Below are 17,193 nucleotides of genomic sequence, written 5' to 3'. Positions count from 1 at the left end.
GATTTCGATGGAGTTTTTCTATTTGTCACATACTTAAGATTACAAGTCTATCGGCTTGCCACCTGTCACCCCATAAATCTGACCGGTAATATAACTTCCTTCATCAGAGGCCAGAAGAACATACACCGGCGCAAGCTCTACTGGCTGTCCCGCACGACCGAGTGGCGTATTTTGGCCAAACGCAGGAATTTCTCCTTCCAATTTTCCATTATCCAACTGCAATGGCGTCCAAATTGGACCTGGCGCGACACCATTGACACGCACACCCTTAGAAGCAAAGTACGAGGACAGGGATACCATAAAGTTGCTTATCGCACCTTTTGTAGCGGCATAATCCATTAAAGATGAGGATGGATCGAAAGATTGAACCGATGTAGTGGTAATAATCGCACTTCCTGGTTCCAGATGTTCTTCTGCAGCTTTTACGGACTCAAACATGCTGATAATGTTTACTTTGAAAGTGTCTTGCACTTGTTTGATTGTTAAGTCACTTAAGGATGGCTGTGCGATTTGTTGCGCAGCATTCAATACTAGCAGGTCCAATCCGCCAAAAGCTTCCACTGTTTTTGTAACAATCTCTGTCGCTGTACCATCTTCCCGCAAGTCATACGGTAGAAGCAATGCTTTTCCTCCAGCTTTTTCTATTAACTCTTTAACTTCGTTGGCATCCCTCTCTTCACCAGGGAAGAATTGGATCGCCACATTTGCTCCTTCGCGTGCATAGGCAATGGCGACGGCACGGCCAATCCCAGAATCGCCTCCGGTAATCAAGGCATTGCGCCCTTCCAGGCGATTGTATCCTTTATATGATTCTTCACCACAGTCAGGTTTGGGTTTCATTTCATTCTGTAGTGCTGGAGTATCCTGTTCTTGATCCGGGAATTTTTCCGTATGAAATTTCTTACGTGGGTCGGTTAGATGTGAGTTTCCCATCAAAAATCATCTCCTATTTTGTTTAATTAGTAAATCGCAAGGATAAAAAAGTTCCACAAGGCTTTTTCGAGCTTGCACTAACTTTATCCTGTTACATATTTTGAATACCCCGTGGTATTTACTTTAAACAGCTTCAGATTTATTACCTACTTGAAACCCAACTATTAAATATGAAATACGGTGATTCACATCATTCCCAAACTCTACAAATACCTCTATTACATAAATATCCAATAATGGCTTTAAAACGTATTCAAGTATATTGCCCTTTAATGAAAAAGAGCGCTGATTCTTGTAATCGCGCTCGAATGTTGAATATTAAGTTTGTGATTTCTACCTACTGCCTGCTAACCTGTCTCTATTTAAATATAAAACAACTGTTCCATGACTAAAAGGAAACACTTAGTTACTAATTATATTAATAATTTTCTGTTGTGCATCTTTGGCTTCAGGGGTTGGCATAACAACAAACACATGAATCATTTGAGGATAAACAAAAGTATTGATTTCAATTCCTTGTTCTGTTAGTTTTTCATCAAATATCATGCCATCTGGATATAAAGCCTCGTGTGTTCCAATAAAATGAGTGATCTTCCCAAGTCCTTTAAAGTCACCGTAAATTGGGCTAATTAATGGGTCAGTTACACTTTTATCAGCTGCCCATATCTTTGTAATTACTTCCATTCCTTCACGAGCTAACAGAGGATCCTTTTCATCATATTCAGGTATAAGAGGATTGCCCAAACTCATATCAACACATGCAGATAATAAAATAATATCTTTCGGTTGAGGTAGATTTTCCATCTTTAAAAGATGGGCCAGACCAAGTGAGATATTTCCGCCAGCCGAATCGCCCATGATAGTCAATTGATTAATACTTTCAACAGTTTCAAGAATTTCTTTATATAGGTTGAGGATTTTCGGATAGGTATCCTTATAGTTAAAATGAGGTACTTTAGGATAAATAGGAGCAATAATTTTTGCATCTAAAGATTGTGCCATATTATCCATGAACAACCAGTGTAAATTTAAAGGTTGACTCGTCCAAGCACCTCCGTGTATATAAAGAATAACTTTTTGTTTCGAGGACTTTTGGTCATTTAATGTAAAGACTTGCATGCCCTCGAATGTTCGCTCCTGCACATCACTTAAAAATGTAACATCATCCCCAATAATATAGGGCTTAGTATTTTCAGTTCCCCTTTGTTTAAGGAAATTTTCGGTGTTTTCAATACTAGAAAAACTTTTTTTATTACCTTGCAAAGTTATCCATTTTTCAAATTGAATACTTTCTTCAGAACGTTCTCCATTATAAATTTCTACACTCATTTTTATTTCTCTCCTTTAAACTTTTTATTGTTTTCATCCTGTTTCATAACACGAAATGATTTGAGATCACCATGTTTTCTTTATCTGAAGTCTTTGTTGGATCGAAGGTCTTGTGTAGATGGTATTCAATTCAATGGCCCATTAGTTGAAGTTTCATTACCCATCTTGTCAATGCAATTGTATCACACCTTTTTTACTAATTATTGGACTTTATTACAAATTATCAGACTTTATTACATATGATTAATTTTAATTTATTATCTACAGAAATACTTATACAAAATAACGTTCCCCGATGAAAGTTTGGAGCACATGAAAAAGCCACGAATGTTGTACCATCAACGTTTCGTGGCTTTACTTGGGAACATTATTTATAGAAGTTTTTATGCACATTCTCCAAAATTCAGTCATAGCAATGCTTTCGTTGTATTTGGAACGATGTTGCACTATCGAGGGTTATACATATTTCTGAATGTTGTAAATCCGCATTTTTTGACGATATCCCTACTATAGGTTTTAGTTTATAGAATAAAACTTTAATCCTTTTTCGAAAAGACTTCAAGCGCCGTTTACCTATAATAGATTAAGTATCCCTATGTTTTCATTTCTATTATTTTTCTGTTTGATCTTGCTTCTTTTTTAAATACTCTGCACGTATTTTTTCAATTTGCTGCTTTTTATCAAATTTGGCAGGCTTGTTTTTTTCATGATACTTTGCCACAGCTACCTTACCTTTAGTATCCAATTGATATTTCCCCACTTTGTTCACCTACTTTTCTTATCATTAAAGAAGAATCTATTCACCAAATATAATATACCTTATTTTACTGAAGTAAACCTTATTAGTGTACTACAAACCTTGCATATATCCGTAAAAACATTCAAAACTTCGTAAAGTGATTTATTGCCGAATGGTCATTTATAATCCTTATCTTTACAACATTGATTTTGCTGATTCATTTTAAAATTTTCAGTTAACATACTAAGATTACTTTTAATTAATTTTCTAAACAAGACCGTCCTGTCCTATATACAGACAAAACCCCCTGAGCATTTTCGTCTCTCAGGGGATTTAGTAACTCAACGTTTTCTATTCCTATATTTTTTTATTTACAATCAATAGGTGGATTGCTGTACTTGTTGACGTAATGTTTTGGCAGCAGCAACCATATGAGCGAGCGCTGCAACTGTTTCAGGTTCTTTTCTCGTTTTCAAACCACAATCTGGATTGATCCAAAATTGATTTGTCGATAATACTTGTAGGCTATCCTGCATGATACTTAACATTTCTTGTTCGCTCGGCACACGAGGACTATGAATATCATAAACACCTAATCCAATCCCTTTTTTATATGGGTTTATTTGCAGTGATGCAATTAGCTCTCCATGACTGCGTGACGTCTCTATAGATATAACGTCGGCATCCAATGCACTAATTGGTTCAATAAAATCATTGAACTCACAGTAACACATATGTGTATGAATTTGTGTTTCATCCTTTACACTAGCCGTAGCGAGCTTAAAAGCATTCACTGTCCAATCTAAATATGCGCCCCAATGTTCTTTGCGTAAAGGCAAGCCTTCACGCAATGCAGGTTCATCGACTTGAATAATAGAAATGCCAGCCGCTTCTAATGCTTCAACCTCTTTCCTTAGTGCAAGTGCAATTTGATAGGTCACATCTTTTCGAGCGATATCGTCACGTACAAATGACCAGTTCAAAATCGTAACAGGACCTGTTAACATCCCTTTCACATATCGATTTGTTAAACTTTGTGCATAGACAGTTTCTTTCACTGTCATCGGCGCTTCCCATGCAACATCACCGTAAATAATCGGTGGTTTTACACAACGAGAGCCGTACGAAACGACCCAAGCTTTTTCTGTAAAAGCGAAGCCTGTTAGCTTTTCACCAAAGTATTCCACCATATCCGTACGCTCGAATTCACCATGCACGAGTACATCAATATCTAAATCTTCTTGAATGGCAATCCATCGTTTCGTTTCTTGTGCGACAAAGTCAGCATATGCTTCATCTGAAAGCTGTTTTTTACGCCATGCATTACGTGTGCGCTTCACTTCATCAGATTGAGGGAAGCTACCAATCGTAGTCGTTGGAAATAGTGGTAGCTGCAGTGAACGTTGTTGTATAATCTGACGCGCATTAAAATCATTTTGACGTTCAAAATCCTCTGTCGACACCGTTTGTACTTCTTGTTGAACAGCCTGATTATTTCGTACGGGGTGTTTTTTTAATGCTTCAATTGCCTTCATGCTCTCAGAGATAGTATGATTGGACGTATGATTTTTTTCTTTTAAATACTTAGCCACCTCTGATATTTCTGCTAATTTTTCATCAGCAAATGCAAGCGCATTTTTTAAGACAGGCTCTAATTTTGTTTCAAGTGCGGTCGAAATCGGCACATGCTGTAAGCTACATGACGATTGAACCCACAGCTCTTGTGCACTAGTCAGCTGTTTAATTGCCCTAACTGTTGTACTTACCTCTGCTAAATTTGCCCTCCAAATATCTCGTCCATTAACAATTCCTATCGCCAATACTTTATCATGTGGAAAGCCAAATTGACGTAGCGCCTCCATATTTTTCGTATAGCCATGAACAAAATCTAAGCCAAATCCTTGTACAGGGAGTTCAATTAGTGTGTTATAAGCTGATAACGATTCAAAATAGGTTTGTAACATAATATTAGCCTCTGGTACAGCGGCTGCTAATTGTGTATATATTTCTTGCACAAGTTTTACCTCTGCCTCATCTAATGATGTGACTAATGCAGGCTCCTCTAATTGAATCCAGTCAGCACCCGCTGTTACTAGCTCTTGAATAATCTGCGCATACAGTGGTAGTAGTGCTAAAATAAACGCAACTTGTGTTACTTTATCGTAACCTTTTGTTAGCTTGCAAAATGTATATGGCCCGATTAGCGTTGGCTTTGCAGTAATGCCATATACTTCTTTAACCTCAAGGAAATCTGCAAGTATTTTATTGTCTGTTAGTTGCAGAGCTTGACCTTCATATTCAGGGACAATGTAATGATAATTTGTATTAAACCATTTTGTCATTTCACTCGCAACAGCTTCTTTATTTCCACGTGCTACCGCGAAATACGTTTGTAAGTCAATCTTTCCACCTTGCCAGCCGAAGCGCTTTGGCACTAAGCCAAACATCATCGCTGTATCAAGCATTCTGTCATATAGTGTGAAATCCCCAACTGTGACAATATCTATACCGCTACGAAGCTGCTTGTCGATACGTGCAAGACGAATTTCTTTAATTTTTTGTAAGAAATCTTCTTCTGTAAGATCATTTCTCCAAAATGCCTCTAATGCCTTTTTCCATTCACGGTCTTCCCCTATGTATGGGTAGCCTATTACAGTCGTTGTATACGTCATATTCCTTCTCTCCTCTGGTTTAAAATAAAAAAACCATCTTCCTTTTTAGGAAAATGGTAGTTATTGTCTATCTAAATTAGCTATGACGAGGCGATACGATAATATATTAATTATCGTATATATTCGTTAGTCGCACAGTGCCGATTCGGTCACATCTCACCACCTATTTCCACGTAGGTTATTTGGTGTGTACTAGACATTGGCAGGTCTCCTGGCTTCTCATCAACACGCCTCACAGCCTTCCCAGTTCCCCAGTGGCATATGTGATTTGCTCCGATTTACAGTTGCGGGACAGCGTCGGATTTACACCGACTTCCCTTTTAAGCCAAACTTTCATTTGGCACCAACTCTTACACAATATTCAATTATGTTTCCTACTATAACATATATTTTTCTGAAAAGTATAACTTTTGTGAAGATATAGTAGTTTTTCTGTACAAAGTTACACTTTGAGTAATTTTTAAAGACTAATTGACAACATAATAATAAAACAATCTACTAATCAGAAAAGGTATTTTAAGTAATTTGTAGAAATATATAGTTATATGAAGAATGAGTGAGGAGGATTACTATGATTATCGGATTACATCACGTACAATTAACGATTCCAAAAGGTACCGAGGAGCAAGGGAAAGTTTTTTATTGCCATGTGTTAGGGCTCAAAGAAATAGAGAAACCACAATCTCTTAAAGGGCGTGGTGGATTTTGGCTACAAGTTGGTCATCACGAAGTACATGTTGGCACAGAAGACGGCTTTGATCGACTAACAACGAAAGCGCATATTGCCTATCAAGTAGAGGATGTAGCATATTGGAAAAAAGTATTAACAGAGCATCATATCGAAATCCTTGATTCTGTTCCAATTCCTAATTTTGAGCGCTTTGAATTTAGAGACCCTTTTGGTAATCGAGTAGAAATTATTCAGCCGATTTAAATTTTTAAAAAGCAGCCTTCAATGGCAGCTTTTTTATTTACAGTTTAAAGTGTTGAACCTCTTTGTTTAAATTCTCTGCCATCGAAAAAAATTCCTATACCTACGTGCTTTTATAAGTACTCTTCGACTCATAAAGTTATTTTTATATCATTCCTTACCCTTATTTTATTTCTCTATTAGCACATTGCCTAGCATTGTTTCTAGGAGTAACAATGCATAGTTACTAGCGTTTTTTGTATGCACTATTTATCAAACTGAAACATTTGTAATGAAACTGTAAATTCAAGCGATAAAGCCTTATATATCAAGGTTTTTACATAAAGTGCGGCTTCCTGTGGAAACATTTACCTCACAGAACCCCTACTTTTTCATGCTACGATTATTGCAACAGCAAGCAAACAGATATGAATTTACTGCTCGCTTACAGGAGGTAAAAACAGCATGAAAAAACAATTTTTAAAAACTACACTAGCATTATCGATTGGATTTAGCTCATTCGGAATCGTTCAAGCATCCATTGAACCAATCAAAGTTGAGGCTGCAACGACAAATGCACAACATAATGACAAAGCTGTCGCAGCAAAGGCTGAGCAACTTATTCAAACAGGAAAAAGTTTAATTGGTAAGGCTACATATAGTAATTCAGTTTACAAGTCTACATATCCTTACAAGTTTTCTTGTGCTTCATTTATTATGTATATTTTTGAACAGAATGGAGTAGATATTGGGACTTATAATGAAAATTATATGATCCAGCAAGGGACATTTGTTCCTAAAAGCCAATTGCAAAAAGGCGACTTAGTATTCTTTAAAAGTAAAAAAACGGGCACAGACCCCGATCATGTAGGTATGTACATTGGAAATAACAAAATTATTCATATGGCTGATTCCAAGCAAAATATCGTCATTTCGGATATGAGTAGTAAGCCTTATTACACTGACAACTACGTATCTGCACGAAGAGTATTACCAACATTACTATCGGCTAACCCTGCGACGAAAGGCGATACAGTTGTTGAAAATGCATTTACTTATAAAAATAAAGTAACAATAAGCTCATTAAATAAAGAACAAAGCTTACAATTTACAGCCCCTGGTTTCGTTGAATATGTTTATCGTAAGAGCGGTGTAAAACTTGGCGCAACAACTCTAAAAGAACAAATGGCTAAAGGAACTACGGTATCACGTGCCAATTTAAAAAAGGGCGACTTAGTGTTCTTTAATAGTGTAAAAGGGTCAAAAAACCCTTCCCTTGTAGGTATCTATGCTGGAGATCAGCGTATCATCGTTCCAACTTCAAATGGTGTTACTACTAGAGTACTCTTTGTTGATTACTATAAAGAGCATTATTTAACAGCAAAACGCGTATTTTAAGATAATCAGCTGCTATTTGACAGCACGACGTATTATCTTCACTCTATAAAAATAATAAAACATAGCATACAAGCAGTGTAATTACCACGCTTTGTATGCTATGTTTTTGATATAATAAGCGGAACCTTACAACATAAGGATTCTTTCGCATAAAGTAACTACTGATGAGTAGTCGCTAGTACGGCCTTACAAAAGGCTATTTTTCCTTTAATTGATTAGCAAATTCAATCATGGATCGACTAGACATAGGGCCCTTTATTAATACAATAGTATCTTTATCAAGTTTTGGTTTAAGTATTTCTAGTACACCTGTGACATCTTTAAATATATGAACTTCAGCAGTTGTTCCATCTTTTTTTGCTTGAGCTGCTATATCTTCAGCTCTTTTTCCAATCGTAATAAGCATTTGAACATCTCTCTGTGCCACCATAGAACCAATCTCACGATGATACTTTTCTTCGAAAAGACCCAATCGCTTTATATCACCTAATATAAGGATTATTTTTTTATCTTTTCCTATCGTATCTAAAACCTTTAAAGCAGCTTCAACCGATGTTGGGTTATTCGTCCATGTATCATCTATAATGGTACTTTCACCGAGACCAGTTGAAAATTCTAGGTGCCTTGCCATCGGTTTAAATGTTTTTAAACGCGAGATTGCAGTTTGGATAGACACTCCCATCTCCTTTATAGCTGCGATAGCCGCTAGCGCATTATACACTTGATGTTCTCCGTAACCAGGTACAAAGATAGTATACTTTTCATTAGATACTTGCAGGATAAATTTCATGCCGTTGTTCGTAAATTCAATGTTAGAAGCTTTGTAATCTGCATGTTGCTGAACGCCAATAGTGATAATTTTCCCTTTAAACTTATGCAAAGGTACTTTTTTTGTATTTTCATCATCACCATTGATGATTAACGTGCCATCCTCCGACAACCCTTCTAAAATTTCAGATTTCGCTTTTATATAGCCTTCAAGATTTTTACACCCATCTAAATGATGCACACCAATATTGGTAATAATTCCAATTGTCGGTTTGTAGATCATACATTGATGTTTAATGTTACCTGTATTCCCCAGACCTAGCTCAAATACAGCTGCTTTCGTTGTTTTATCGATGCCTGTTAAATACGGTAAAGATTGGCGAGGCTCATTTTTGCTACTAACTGATGCCTGAACATTCCAATCTTTACTTGCAATATGTTTAATCATTTCTTTTGTTGTTGTTTTTCCACATGTTCCGGTTAATGCGACAACTGGTATATCAAAAAGGCCTCTATAGTATTCAATAAACTTCCAGTATGCCTGCAAAGTACTTTTTACTTGAATAACGGTTGTATTCTCGAGTGCGTTTTTAAGTTCACTTAAAGGTTTATCTGAAATGACGAGGGATGGCCCCTTATGGTCGATTTCCTTCCAATTAATTGACTCACTTTTATTAATGAACATTAGTGTATTTTTCTGTGTCAAATCATGGCGGTTATAATATATAGCATGTTTGACAAACCAGTGCTCAGAACCGCTTACTAAAACCCCTTGTAGTAACTTTCTAATCACAGTCACACTTATATTTTGCACGTTAACTCCGTCCCCCCTCTCATTATAGTATGAAAATTGATAGCTAGAAGTTTGGGTAAAGGAGCGTATCCTTCACTATTTCTAGCAACGACTATTATTTGTTGATTTACATTATCTTTTATTCAGAGCGCTCCTTTCTAGTAGATTACTATACAATATTATTAAATGATCTCATGTGACACAGTATTTATCCTGTTGCCATTGCATCCATCATTACCTTGTATCTCTAAATGATTTTTTTATTTTTAAATCTGCTGCCAAATCGGAAATTTGTTTACTATACATATCTCCCTTTATCAGGACAATTGTATTTTCATCTACTATTTCATGTAATAACTTATAGACGAGTGTACTATTTTTAAAAGTATAAACAGGGTCACTAAATCCTAGTTTCACTGCATGATCAGCCATAATTCGGGCGTGCTCTCCTATTGTAATAAGCACATCTACACCAATACGATTGATTAACTCTCCTGCTTGCTCATGGATGACATAACCCCACGATCCTAAATCGGTAATCGTTCCAATAACGGCTATCTTTTTCCTGCCATCTCCTATTGAATTTAAGACTTTTAAAGCTGCTTCTAATGAAGTCGTTGTTAAACTCCAAGTATCGTCTATTAACAGTGAATTATTAATGCCTTCAAAAAGTTGTAGCTGCTTTTTCATTTTCTTGAATGACGCTAATTGTTTAATTGCTAACGAAATCGGTACATTTAATTCATTAATAGCAGCAATTGCGGCTAATGCATTATATACTTGATGCTCTCCAAATCCAGGGACGAAAACGTCATATTTTTTCATATTGTGATGCATTGTAAACTGCATGCCATTTTCAACATACCGAATGTGGCTTGCTTTAAAATCACATGATGCATGCTGCCCGATTTTAATAATATCTCCCTTGAATTTCGACAAATCGATTTTTTTTATATTAGCATCTTCCGCATTGAGAATTAATGACCCTGCTGGATTCACAATTTCAGCCATTTCACCTTTTGCCTGTATATAACCATCTAACGTTTTACAATAGTTTAAATGGTGGGCTCCAATATTGGTAATAATGCCGATAGTCGGCTTGAAATACTTCCCTGCATTCCTTACATCCCCAGGTGAACCAACCGCTGTTTCAAAAACTGCAACTTCTGTTTCATCATCGATGCTAAGTAAATATTGCAAAGAAGCTGTTCTAGAATTACTGCTTAAAGTAGTTGCAGCAACTTCTTTTTCGGCAGAAAGAATATGCTTAATCATCTCCTTCGTTGTTGTTTTTCCAGAGGTACCGGTAATTGCAATAACAGGGATTTCAAATTGACTACGATAATAATGTACAAACTTCCAGTAGGCCTCATCTGCATTCTCTACTTGAATGATGATTACTTTTTGAGGAATTTCATGCTGACTATACAAACGATCTGTTACAAGTACTAGTGGGGATAGTGACTCTAGACTTTTCCAGTTGATAATGCGTTTGTTTGTAAAAAGTGCAGTATACGGTTTTTTAACTTGTTTTAGTCGATATGCGCCATACTGGATCAGCACCTCATCCGACCCTTGCAATAATTTACCTGCAGTAATCGCTGTTAAATTCTTCACCGATAGAGGCTTCATATCAATTCACACTCCTTTCATTTCTATTATATGAATGGACACAAAAGTTGCTTGGATGTAAACATGATACATAACTAGAAGAAAACTATTTCACAGCATATATATAAAATGTATATTAATAATCCAAGTGCCAACTGAAGGAGTGATTATACTGAAGGCAATTATATTTATAGGTACAAACAAATCTGGATCTAGTCGTGAAGCGATAAAAGCAGCAGAAAAGTTGGGTTACTTTACGGTACTCTTCACAAACAATACAAAACAATTAGAACAGAGAAAAGCCTACCCAGACATTCATAAAATGGTTCTTATCGACACCTCTAATATAGAAGATATGATAGAAGAAATTCACAATTTGTTTGATGCCGGATTAGAGATAAAATCAATTGTTAGTTTTGTAGACCCCTTTGTTCATATTGCCTCTATTTTATGTGATGAATTTTGTCAAAACTATACGTCATCATCTGCTATTGAAATGATGGAGGATAAAGAAAAAACTAGGAATATTTTAAAGGATCAACCTTATTCCCCTAAGTTTGTTCTAAAAAAACCACATGAATCATTTACAAATAATATGGTATTTCCACTTATCGTTAAATCACCTAAATCAACAGGTTCTAAAGACGTACTGTTCGCGACAAATAAAGACCAACTCGATACACACCTTACATTTCTCCAAAACAAAAATCCCGGGGAAACCATCATGATTGAAGAATATATTGATGGCCCTCAATATTTAGTTGAAGCTCTTGTTTATAAGAGCCAAGTTCATACGATTGGCATTATTGAACAAGAAATCACACAAGGAAAGCGATTTATTATTACTGGCTATGGTGTACTCGCAGAAGTGCCTCCGCATATTCAAAAAGGAATTGAAGAGGTGCTCCATTCGATCGTTGATGTATTTGATATTGAAAATGGAACATTGCATTTAGAACTTCGCTTAACTGAGAACGGTTGGAAGCTCATTGAAATAAACCCTAGAATTTCAGGGGGCGCTATGAATAACATGCTACATGCTGCATTCGGATTTAGTTATGTGGAAGAAACACTTAAGTTATTTTTAGGTGAACAACCTAATGTAAACCCACGCCATAATAAGTACATTTTCACAAAATATGTGATTGTAGAAAGTAAAGGTGTGTTAGAAAGAGTAATTGGAAGAACAAGGGCATCAAAATCAACAGGTGTTGTAGATGTCTATGTAAAACCTAGAAAAGGAACAATTTTAACCCCGCCATTATCGATGGGGCATCGCTATGCCTACGTTATTGCTGAGGGCAAATCGTTAGCTCAAGCTAAAAATAATGCCATAACAGCCGCTAAGGAAATCAAATTTCTAATAAAAGCCTTATAAATTTTTCAATACACTTGTAAGGATTACAAATGAAGCAGTTTTGCGGATGTAGCTTCGTCCTGCTACATCCGCTCTAAAATTACACATCCAAGTACGACATTCAATTAGTACATATCATTTTAAATACAGCACAAACATAAACAACCCGAGTAGTTGACCTATCAATTTGGCAACTGCTCGGGTTATGTTATTTATGCTTTAAATGTTTTATCTAAAAATTTAACCGTTTCAAACATATTAGTTTTACTTGCACCCTTCACTAAAATCGTGTCATCAGGCTTAATCAGTTCCTCCAGCAAGGCATGCAATTGATCTTTGTTCGTGTAATGATATATGTTCTCTTGTTTCATTCCTTTAGCCTTTGCTGCTGCACCAATTTCTTCGGTCCTGAACCCATAAGTAATTAAAAGATCAATACTTTGGTCAGCAATATATTCACCTAATTTACGATATTCTTCTTCTCTTAAATCTCCTAGTTCTCGCATCTGACCAATAATTGCAATCCGCCTTTTCTTACCGACATTTGTCAGTACTTCAAGAGCAGCCCTTACACCTTGAGGATGGGAATGCACAGTGTCATCAATAACCGTTATATTTTCACGACAGTTATAAACCGTCAATCTTCTTGGAGGTTTTTTGAAATGTAAACCGGCTTTTATTTCCTGTGGCGTAAACCCTAAATAATCCGCAACCGCGATTGCATTTAGCGCATTATATACATGATGTTCTCCTAATATTGGAATAAATAATTGGATTTCCTGCCCTTGGAGTTTCATTTTAAAGGACATGCCATTTTCTTTATATTGAATATCGTAAGCTCGATAGTCTGCTTCTGTCTTCACTCCAGTTGTCAGTATTTTCCCTTTAAATTGATCCGTCAATAAATATTTCGAGTTTTCATCATCTTTATTTAAAATAAGTAACCCTTGTTGGTCCATACCTTGAATCAATTCTGATTTCGCTTTCGCCACTAGTCTCACATCACCATCAAAGTTACCAACATGGGCAAGACCGATATTCGTAACGATACTAATATTCGGTTGAATAATGCTACAGTGATTCGTAATAATCCCTGGATAGGCCATTCCGTATTCAAGAACGACGGCTTGGTGGGATTCATTAATTTCTTCAGCATGTTTTTTAGTATGCTCAGTCGTATTCCAATAATCTTTAGATTCGAATACATTCCATTTTTTAGATAATATAGATCCTAAAAATGCCTTCGATGTTGTCTTTCCTGCACTTCCAGTAATTGCAATAATCGGTTTGTCGGTTTTTGCTTCTACATAATTTGGCTTTGGCTCTACCGGCTGAGGCTGAGGCTCTACAACCTTAGGCTTTTGCTCTACTGGTTTTGGTTTAGCATCTACAAGTTTTGGTTTAGCATCTACAAGTTTTGGTTTTTGTTTGACCTTCGCTTTTTTTACATGTTGGTGGTTTTCTGCTAAGTATTTTGCATAGCGAATTGAATGAATCACGACATCTAATTCTAAATAAAATGCTGGTGGACAGCCTGGACGCCAGTTTACTTCATAAACCCAAATTCTTTGCTGTGAATCTAGCCCAACATCGATTCCAATTTCATCAATGACTTCTCCAAACTTCGTCATCTGAATGTCATCTAAATGGCGTGCCAAAGATAATGAAAAATGCTCTAACATTCGTCGTATATTAAAAGCTTCTTCCTGAAATTCCTGCTCCAAAAATGGATCTAAATAATTTGTATATCCCCCGTTATTTATATTAGGAATAATTGAGCCATGTGGCGCTATTCGTGGATAAACCGTCGTCACAACCCATTTTCCCTCACCATTTTTTTGCACATGAAGACGAAAGTCATATACTTGACCCGATTTCATTTTCGATTGAATATAAGGCTGCATAATAAATGTTCCCGTAGCAAGTAGTTCATTTACTAATGCGTTTAACTGGGGTTTTGAATACATACGGTTATCGCTATTTTGCCTTACCTCGAATGTATCCCCTATTTTTATAATGAAGTAAATTCCTTTACCTTTCCGACCATCAATCGGTTTAAATACTATTTTTTTATGATGGGCAATATAGCTATGAAATACATCGATGTTTTTTACTATTTCTGTAGGAATAATATATTTATCAAATTCTTTGGCTTCTTTTAACCGCTCCATAACATTCCATTTATTCCCTATAGAATGTGTAGTAAACGGTATTTCCTTTTTCAATCTCTCTATAATATCTTTTGACACCGATAATTTTTCTGGACTTCCAGCATTATAAATGACATCTGGAAAGGGCATCACTCTTTCATGCCATTGCCCATCTTCTAATACCTTCCCATCGATAGTACGGTTGTCAAAGTTTACCTTTCTAGGTGTAAAGTAAAAAAATTCTACCCCTTCTGCTTTTGCAACTGCTGCATATGCATATGACTTGAGAACAGTTTTAGGATCTAGACGATGATGCAACATCCCTATAATTGTCATGCGTTAATCTTCCTTTCTATAGATTCTTTCTATTAAATTCAGATTACGCAGCTTGCATATGGACAGATGCTCTAGTTTTTCAATTATTTTAGTAGTTTTACAATAGAACGTTTCTTACCACTTAGGCTCAATGATGAATTTCTTTTTTAATAAATCAGGATTTAATAGCTGTATAGCTGAAATACTGCCTAACTCAATAGACTTTTCTGTAGTTGTTCTTTCTAGTCGTACAACATCAGCAATTGAGTTCGTTTCATTGCCTTCATAATCATAAGCTCGTAACAGTGAAATAGTTCCTCGACAACGCTCCTTATCAATTTCTTCTATACGGAAATACTCTGTTTCAAATTGTTTGACAGTATCTATTAATCGTAAATGTGCTCCATTGTGCGTTATTAAAAAAAAGGGAATGGTATCACTACCAACTATTTTTACAAGAAGCTGACCATAATATTTCGAATGAAAATCTGTGATTATATCCTGAAGTGCTTTTATATCGTATAGCGCTTCACTTACAAAGTGGTTTCTTCCTTTTTCAACACCCAATTTCCCCAGCCCCTTCCTATTCCATTTTCGCAATGTATCATTACTCGAACGGTAGCAGAAAATTTATTTGTCCTTTCTCGTTATAATATGTACGTTATCGAAATATGACGACATAATTTATAAGGTGACACTAAAAAATAACGGCGTTTTACATAAAAAAAAAATAATGCTAGGAGTTTACCTAGCATCCTTCACAATATTGATATGAAATTTCCGCGAAGTATTGCATTAATTCCGCGGTTCAGTGCGGTTTTTCCGCGATTCAATGTATTAATTCCGCGCTTCGCAATGCGTTTCCCGCGATTCTATGCTTTATTTCCGCGCTTCGCAACGGTTTCCCGCAATTCTATGCTTTAATTCCGCACTTCGCTACGATTTTCCCGCGATACAATATATTATTTCCGCGGTTCCAAGCGTTTCTTCTGCAAAACTAATGTGCATGATGTTGATTCCCTTGATTGAGCAGAATTACACCACCGATGATTAATGAAATGCCAATTGCTGTATAGAGATTAAAAATCTCTCCCCAAATGACAATGCCTAGAACGACTGTTAGGGCTGTCCCAACCCCTGACCAAATCGCATAGGCTAAACTTAATGGTAAAGTTTTTAAACATAAAGACAAGCAATAAAAAGAAATGCCATAACCAAAGGCAACTGCGATTGATGGACCAAGTACTGTAAATCCTTCAGATAGCTTGAGCATCGTTGTCGCAAACACTTCACAGACAATAGATATCGTTAAATATATATAACCTTTCATTCTTAAATCCCCCTAATGGCTTCCGCCGGCGAGGTTTAAAATTACCACACCGATTATAATTAATAAAATGCCCGCAAGCTTTTTGACATAAAAATATTCTTTATAAAAAACAACGCCAACAACAGCCGTTAACGCTGTGCCTAATCCTGCCCATACTGCGTAGGCAGTGCCAATCGGTAAAGATTGCAATGTTAATGATAAAAAATAAAAGGCTGCGCCATACCCTATGACAACTCCTAGTGAAGGTAATAACCGTTTAAATCCTGCAGTTAGTTTCAACATTGAACTGGCAAAAACCTCCGCAACTATTGCAATGAATAAAAAACCTAATGCACTCATGTTTGATCGTCCTTTCTCGTCATTTGCAATAATTGATCAAAAACAGTTTCAGTTACTTGCTTAGATACTGGTGCGATATTTAATAACTTGGAATAATACAAACCATCAATCGTTAAGCGAATCATATGAACGATTGATGGTTCAAGGCCATCATGTAACAGACTTTCGAGTAATTGCTCATAGGCAATGGAAATCGAGTGATTATCATTCTGAATAATTTGTATGGCTATATTAATCCAAGCTCCGTCTTCATAATCTTTTTGTGAAGCTAAGATGAACCCCCTTGTTCTTTTACCAGTGCCGTGCTCCAGCTGAGTTATAGCTTCAAAAGAGTCGACAAATTCAGTCATAATGGTTTGTGCAATAGCCAAATAAAGCTCATCCTTTGATTTGAAATGATACAGAAGACCACCCTTACTGATATTCGCCTTTTGGGCAATTTTGTCCAACGTTAAAGTATGTAAATCATGTTCCTTTAAATATTGAATCGCCGTGTGGATAATATGGGCACGTTTTAAATCTGCCTTCGATGACATCGTATCCCTCCTT

General features: G+C 36.3%; 14 protein-coding genes and 1 riboswitch. Of the genes, 3 read left to right on the top strand and 11 right to left on the bottom strand.

Going from position 1 to position 17,193, the window contains the following annotated elements; translation table 11 throughout:
* Positions 1-39: 39 nt before the first annotated feature.
* The 4 genes from ACIQXW_RS05345 to metE form a co-directional block, all read right to left on the bottom strand.
* Positions 40-933: an SDR family oxidoreductase gene (locus tag ACIQXW_RS05345; protein WP_402760290.1), complete on the bottom strand. Its 894-nt coding sequence runs from the start codon at positions 931-933 to the stop codon at positions 40-42.
* Between the two features lie 402 nt (positions 934-1,335).
* Positions 1,336-2,262 (bottom strand): alpha/beta hydrolase fold domain-containing protein, encoded by a 927-nt coding sequence (locus tag ACIQXW_RS05340; RefSeq protein ID WP_402760288.1) that lies wholly within the window; start codon positions 2,260-2,262, stop codon positions 1,336-1,338.
* A gap of 610 nt (positions 2,263-2,872) precedes the next feature.
* Positions 2,873-3,022, bottom strand: coding sequence for a hypothetical protein (locus ACIQXW_RS05335; RefSeq protein WP_401018366.1), 150 nt, complete (start codon positions 3,020-3,022; stop codon positions 2,873-2,875).
* 356 nt (positions 3,023-3,378) lie between these two features.
* Positions 3,379-5,673, bottom strand: coding sequence for a 5-methyltetrahydropteroyltriglutamate--homocysteine S-methyltransferase (gene metE / locus ACIQXW_RS05330; protein ID WP_402760286.1), 2,295 nt, complete (start codon positions 5,671-5,673; stop codon positions 3,379-3,381).
* A 184-nt stretch (positions 5,674-5,857) separates the two neighbouring features.
* Positions 5,858-6,036: riboswitch (cobalamin riboswitch) on the bottom strand.
* A gap of 208 nt (positions 6,037-6,244) precedes the next feature.
* Between metE and ACIQXW_RS05325 the strand changes: the two genes are divergently transcribed.
* Both ACIQXW_RS05325 and ACIQXW_RS05320 read left to right on the top strand, forming a co-directional pair.
* A complete protein-coding gene (locus ACIQXW_RS05325) occupies positions 6,245-6,607 on the top strand; it encodes a VOC family protein (RefSeq protein WP_402760284.1) in 363 nt (120 codons plus the stop codon).
* 441 nt (positions 6,608-7,048) lie between these two features.
* Positions 7,049-7,981 (top strand): C40 family peptidase, encoded by a 933-nt coding sequence (locus ACIQXW_RS05320; protein ID WP_402760282.1) that lies wholly within the window; start codon positions 7,049-7,051, stop codon positions 7,979-7,981.
* A 196-nt stretch (positions 7,982-8,177) separates the two neighbouring features.
* Here ACIQXW_RS05320 and ACIQXW_RS05315 read toward each other — a convergent pair whose 3' ends face one another.
* Complete coding sequence (locus tag ACIQXW_RS05315; protein ID WP_401018372.1) at positions 8,178-9,563, bottom strand: UDP-N-acetylmuramoyl-tripeptide--D-alanyl-D-alanine ligase; 1,386 nt, start codon at positions 9,561-9,563, stop codon at positions 8,178-8,180.
* 213 nt (positions 9,564-9,776) lie between these two features.
* The gene (locus ACIQXW_RS05310; protein WP_402760279.1) at positions 9,777-11,174 is read right to left on the bottom strand and encodes a Mur ligase family protein; all 1,398 of its coding nucleotides are present in this window, start codon (positions 11,172-11,174) and stop codon (positions 9,777-9,779) included.
* A 151-nt stretch (positions 11,175-11,325) separates the two neighbouring features.
* Between ACIQXW_RS05310 and ACIQXW_RS05305 the strand changes: the two genes are divergently transcribed.
* Positions 11,326-12,531, top strand: a complete 1,206-nt coding sequence (locus ACIQXW_RS05305; protein ID WP_340826484.1) for an ATP-grasp domain-containing protein — start codon at positions 11,326-11,328, stop codon at positions 12,529-12,531.
* A gap of 191 nt (positions 12,532-12,722) precedes the next feature.
* On the opposite strand, the gene ACIQXW_RS05300 is transcribed toward ACIQXW_RS05305, so the two are convergent.
* The 5 genes from ACIQXW_RS05300 to ACIQXW_RS05280 form a co-directional block, all read right to left on the bottom strand.
* Complete coding sequence (locus ACIQXW_RS05300; RefSeq protein ID WP_402760277.1) at positions 12,723-14,996, bottom strand: YheC/YheD family protein; 2,274 nt, start codon at positions 14,994-14,996, stop codon at positions 12,723-12,725.
* 114 nt (positions 14,997-15,110) lie between these two features.
* A complete protein-coding gene (locus ACIQXW_RS05295; RefSeq protein WP_340824698.1) occupies positions 15,111-15,542 on the bottom strand; it encodes a hypothetical protein in 432 nt (143 codons plus the stop codon).
* A 430-nt stretch (positions 15,543-15,972) separates the two neighbouring features.
* Positions 15,973-16,305 carry a DMT family transporter gene (locus ACIQXW_RS05290; RefSeq protein WP_340824700.1) on the bottom strand — a complete coding sequence of 111 codons (333 nt, stop codon included), beginning with the start codon at positions 16,303-16,305 and terminating at the stop codon, positions 15,973-15,975.
* 12 nt (positions 16,306-16,317) lie between these two features.
* Positions 16,318-16,644, bottom strand: a complete 327-nt coding sequence (locus ACIQXW_RS05285; RefSeq protein ID WP_402760275.1) for a DMT family transporter — start codon at positions 16,642-16,644, stop codon at positions 16,318-16,320.
* A complete protein-coding gene (locus ACIQXW_RS05280) occupies positions 16,641-17,180 on the bottom strand; it encodes a TetR/AcrR family transcriptional regulator (protein WP_402760273.1) in 540 nt (179 codons plus the stop codon). The genes ACIQXW_RS05285 and ACIQXW_RS05280 overlap by 4 nt, the downstream gene beginning before the upstream one ends.
* Positions 17,181-17,193: the final 13 nt, after the last annotated feature.

Origin of the sequence: Lysinibacillus sp. NPDC097162 (genome assembly GCF_044762185.1) — a bacterium.
GTDB lineage: Bacteria > Bacillota > Bacilli > Bacillales_A > Planococcaceae > Lysinibacillus.
This window is presented reverse-complemented; position numbering and strand designations above follow the sequence as displayed.

Excerpts from the sequence above, each read along its gene's own strand:
- metE (WP_402760286.1), bottom strand. The coding sequence starts at position 5,673 with ATGACGTATACAACGACTGTAATAGGCTACCCATACATAGGGGAAGAC.
- ACIQXW_RS05325 (WP_402760284.1), top strand. The coding sequence starts at position 6,245 with ATGATTATCGGATTACATCACGTACAATTAACGATTCCAAAAGGTACC.
- ACIQXW_RS05280 (WP_402760273.1), bottom strand. The coding sequence starts at position 17,180 with ATGTCATCGAAGGCAGATTTAAAACGTGCCCATATTATCCACACGGCG.
- ACIQXW_RS05340 (WP_402760288.1), bottom strand. The coding sequence starts at position 2,262 with ATGAGTGTAGAAATTTATAATGGAGAACGTTCTGAAGAAAGTATTCAA.
- ACIQXW_RS05310 (WP_402760279.1), bottom strand. The coding sequence starts at position 11,174 with ATGAAGCCTCTATCGGTGAAGAATTTAACAGCGATTACTGCAGGTAAA.
- ACIQXW_RS05345 (WP_402760290.1), bottom strand. The coding sequence starts at position 933 with ATGGGAAACTCACATCTAACCGACCCACGTAAGAAATTTCATACGGAA.
- ACIQXW_RS05300 (WP_402760277.1), bottom strand. The coding sequence starts at position 14,996 with ATGACAATTATAGGGATGTTGCATCATCGTCTAGATCCTAAAACTGTT.
- ACIQXW_RS05320 (WP_402760282.1), top strand. The coding sequence starts at position 7,049 with ATGAAAAAACAATTTTTAAAAACTACACTAGCATTATCGATTGGATTT.
- ACIQXW_RS05285 (WP_402760275.1), bottom strand. The coding sequence starts at position 16,644 with ATGAGTGCATTAGGTTTTTTATTCATTGCAATAGTTGCGGAGGTTTTT.
- ACIQXW_RS05290 (WP_340824700.1), bottom strand. The coding sequence starts at position 16,305 with ATGAAAGGTTATATATATTTAACGATATCTATTGTCTGTGAAGTGTTT.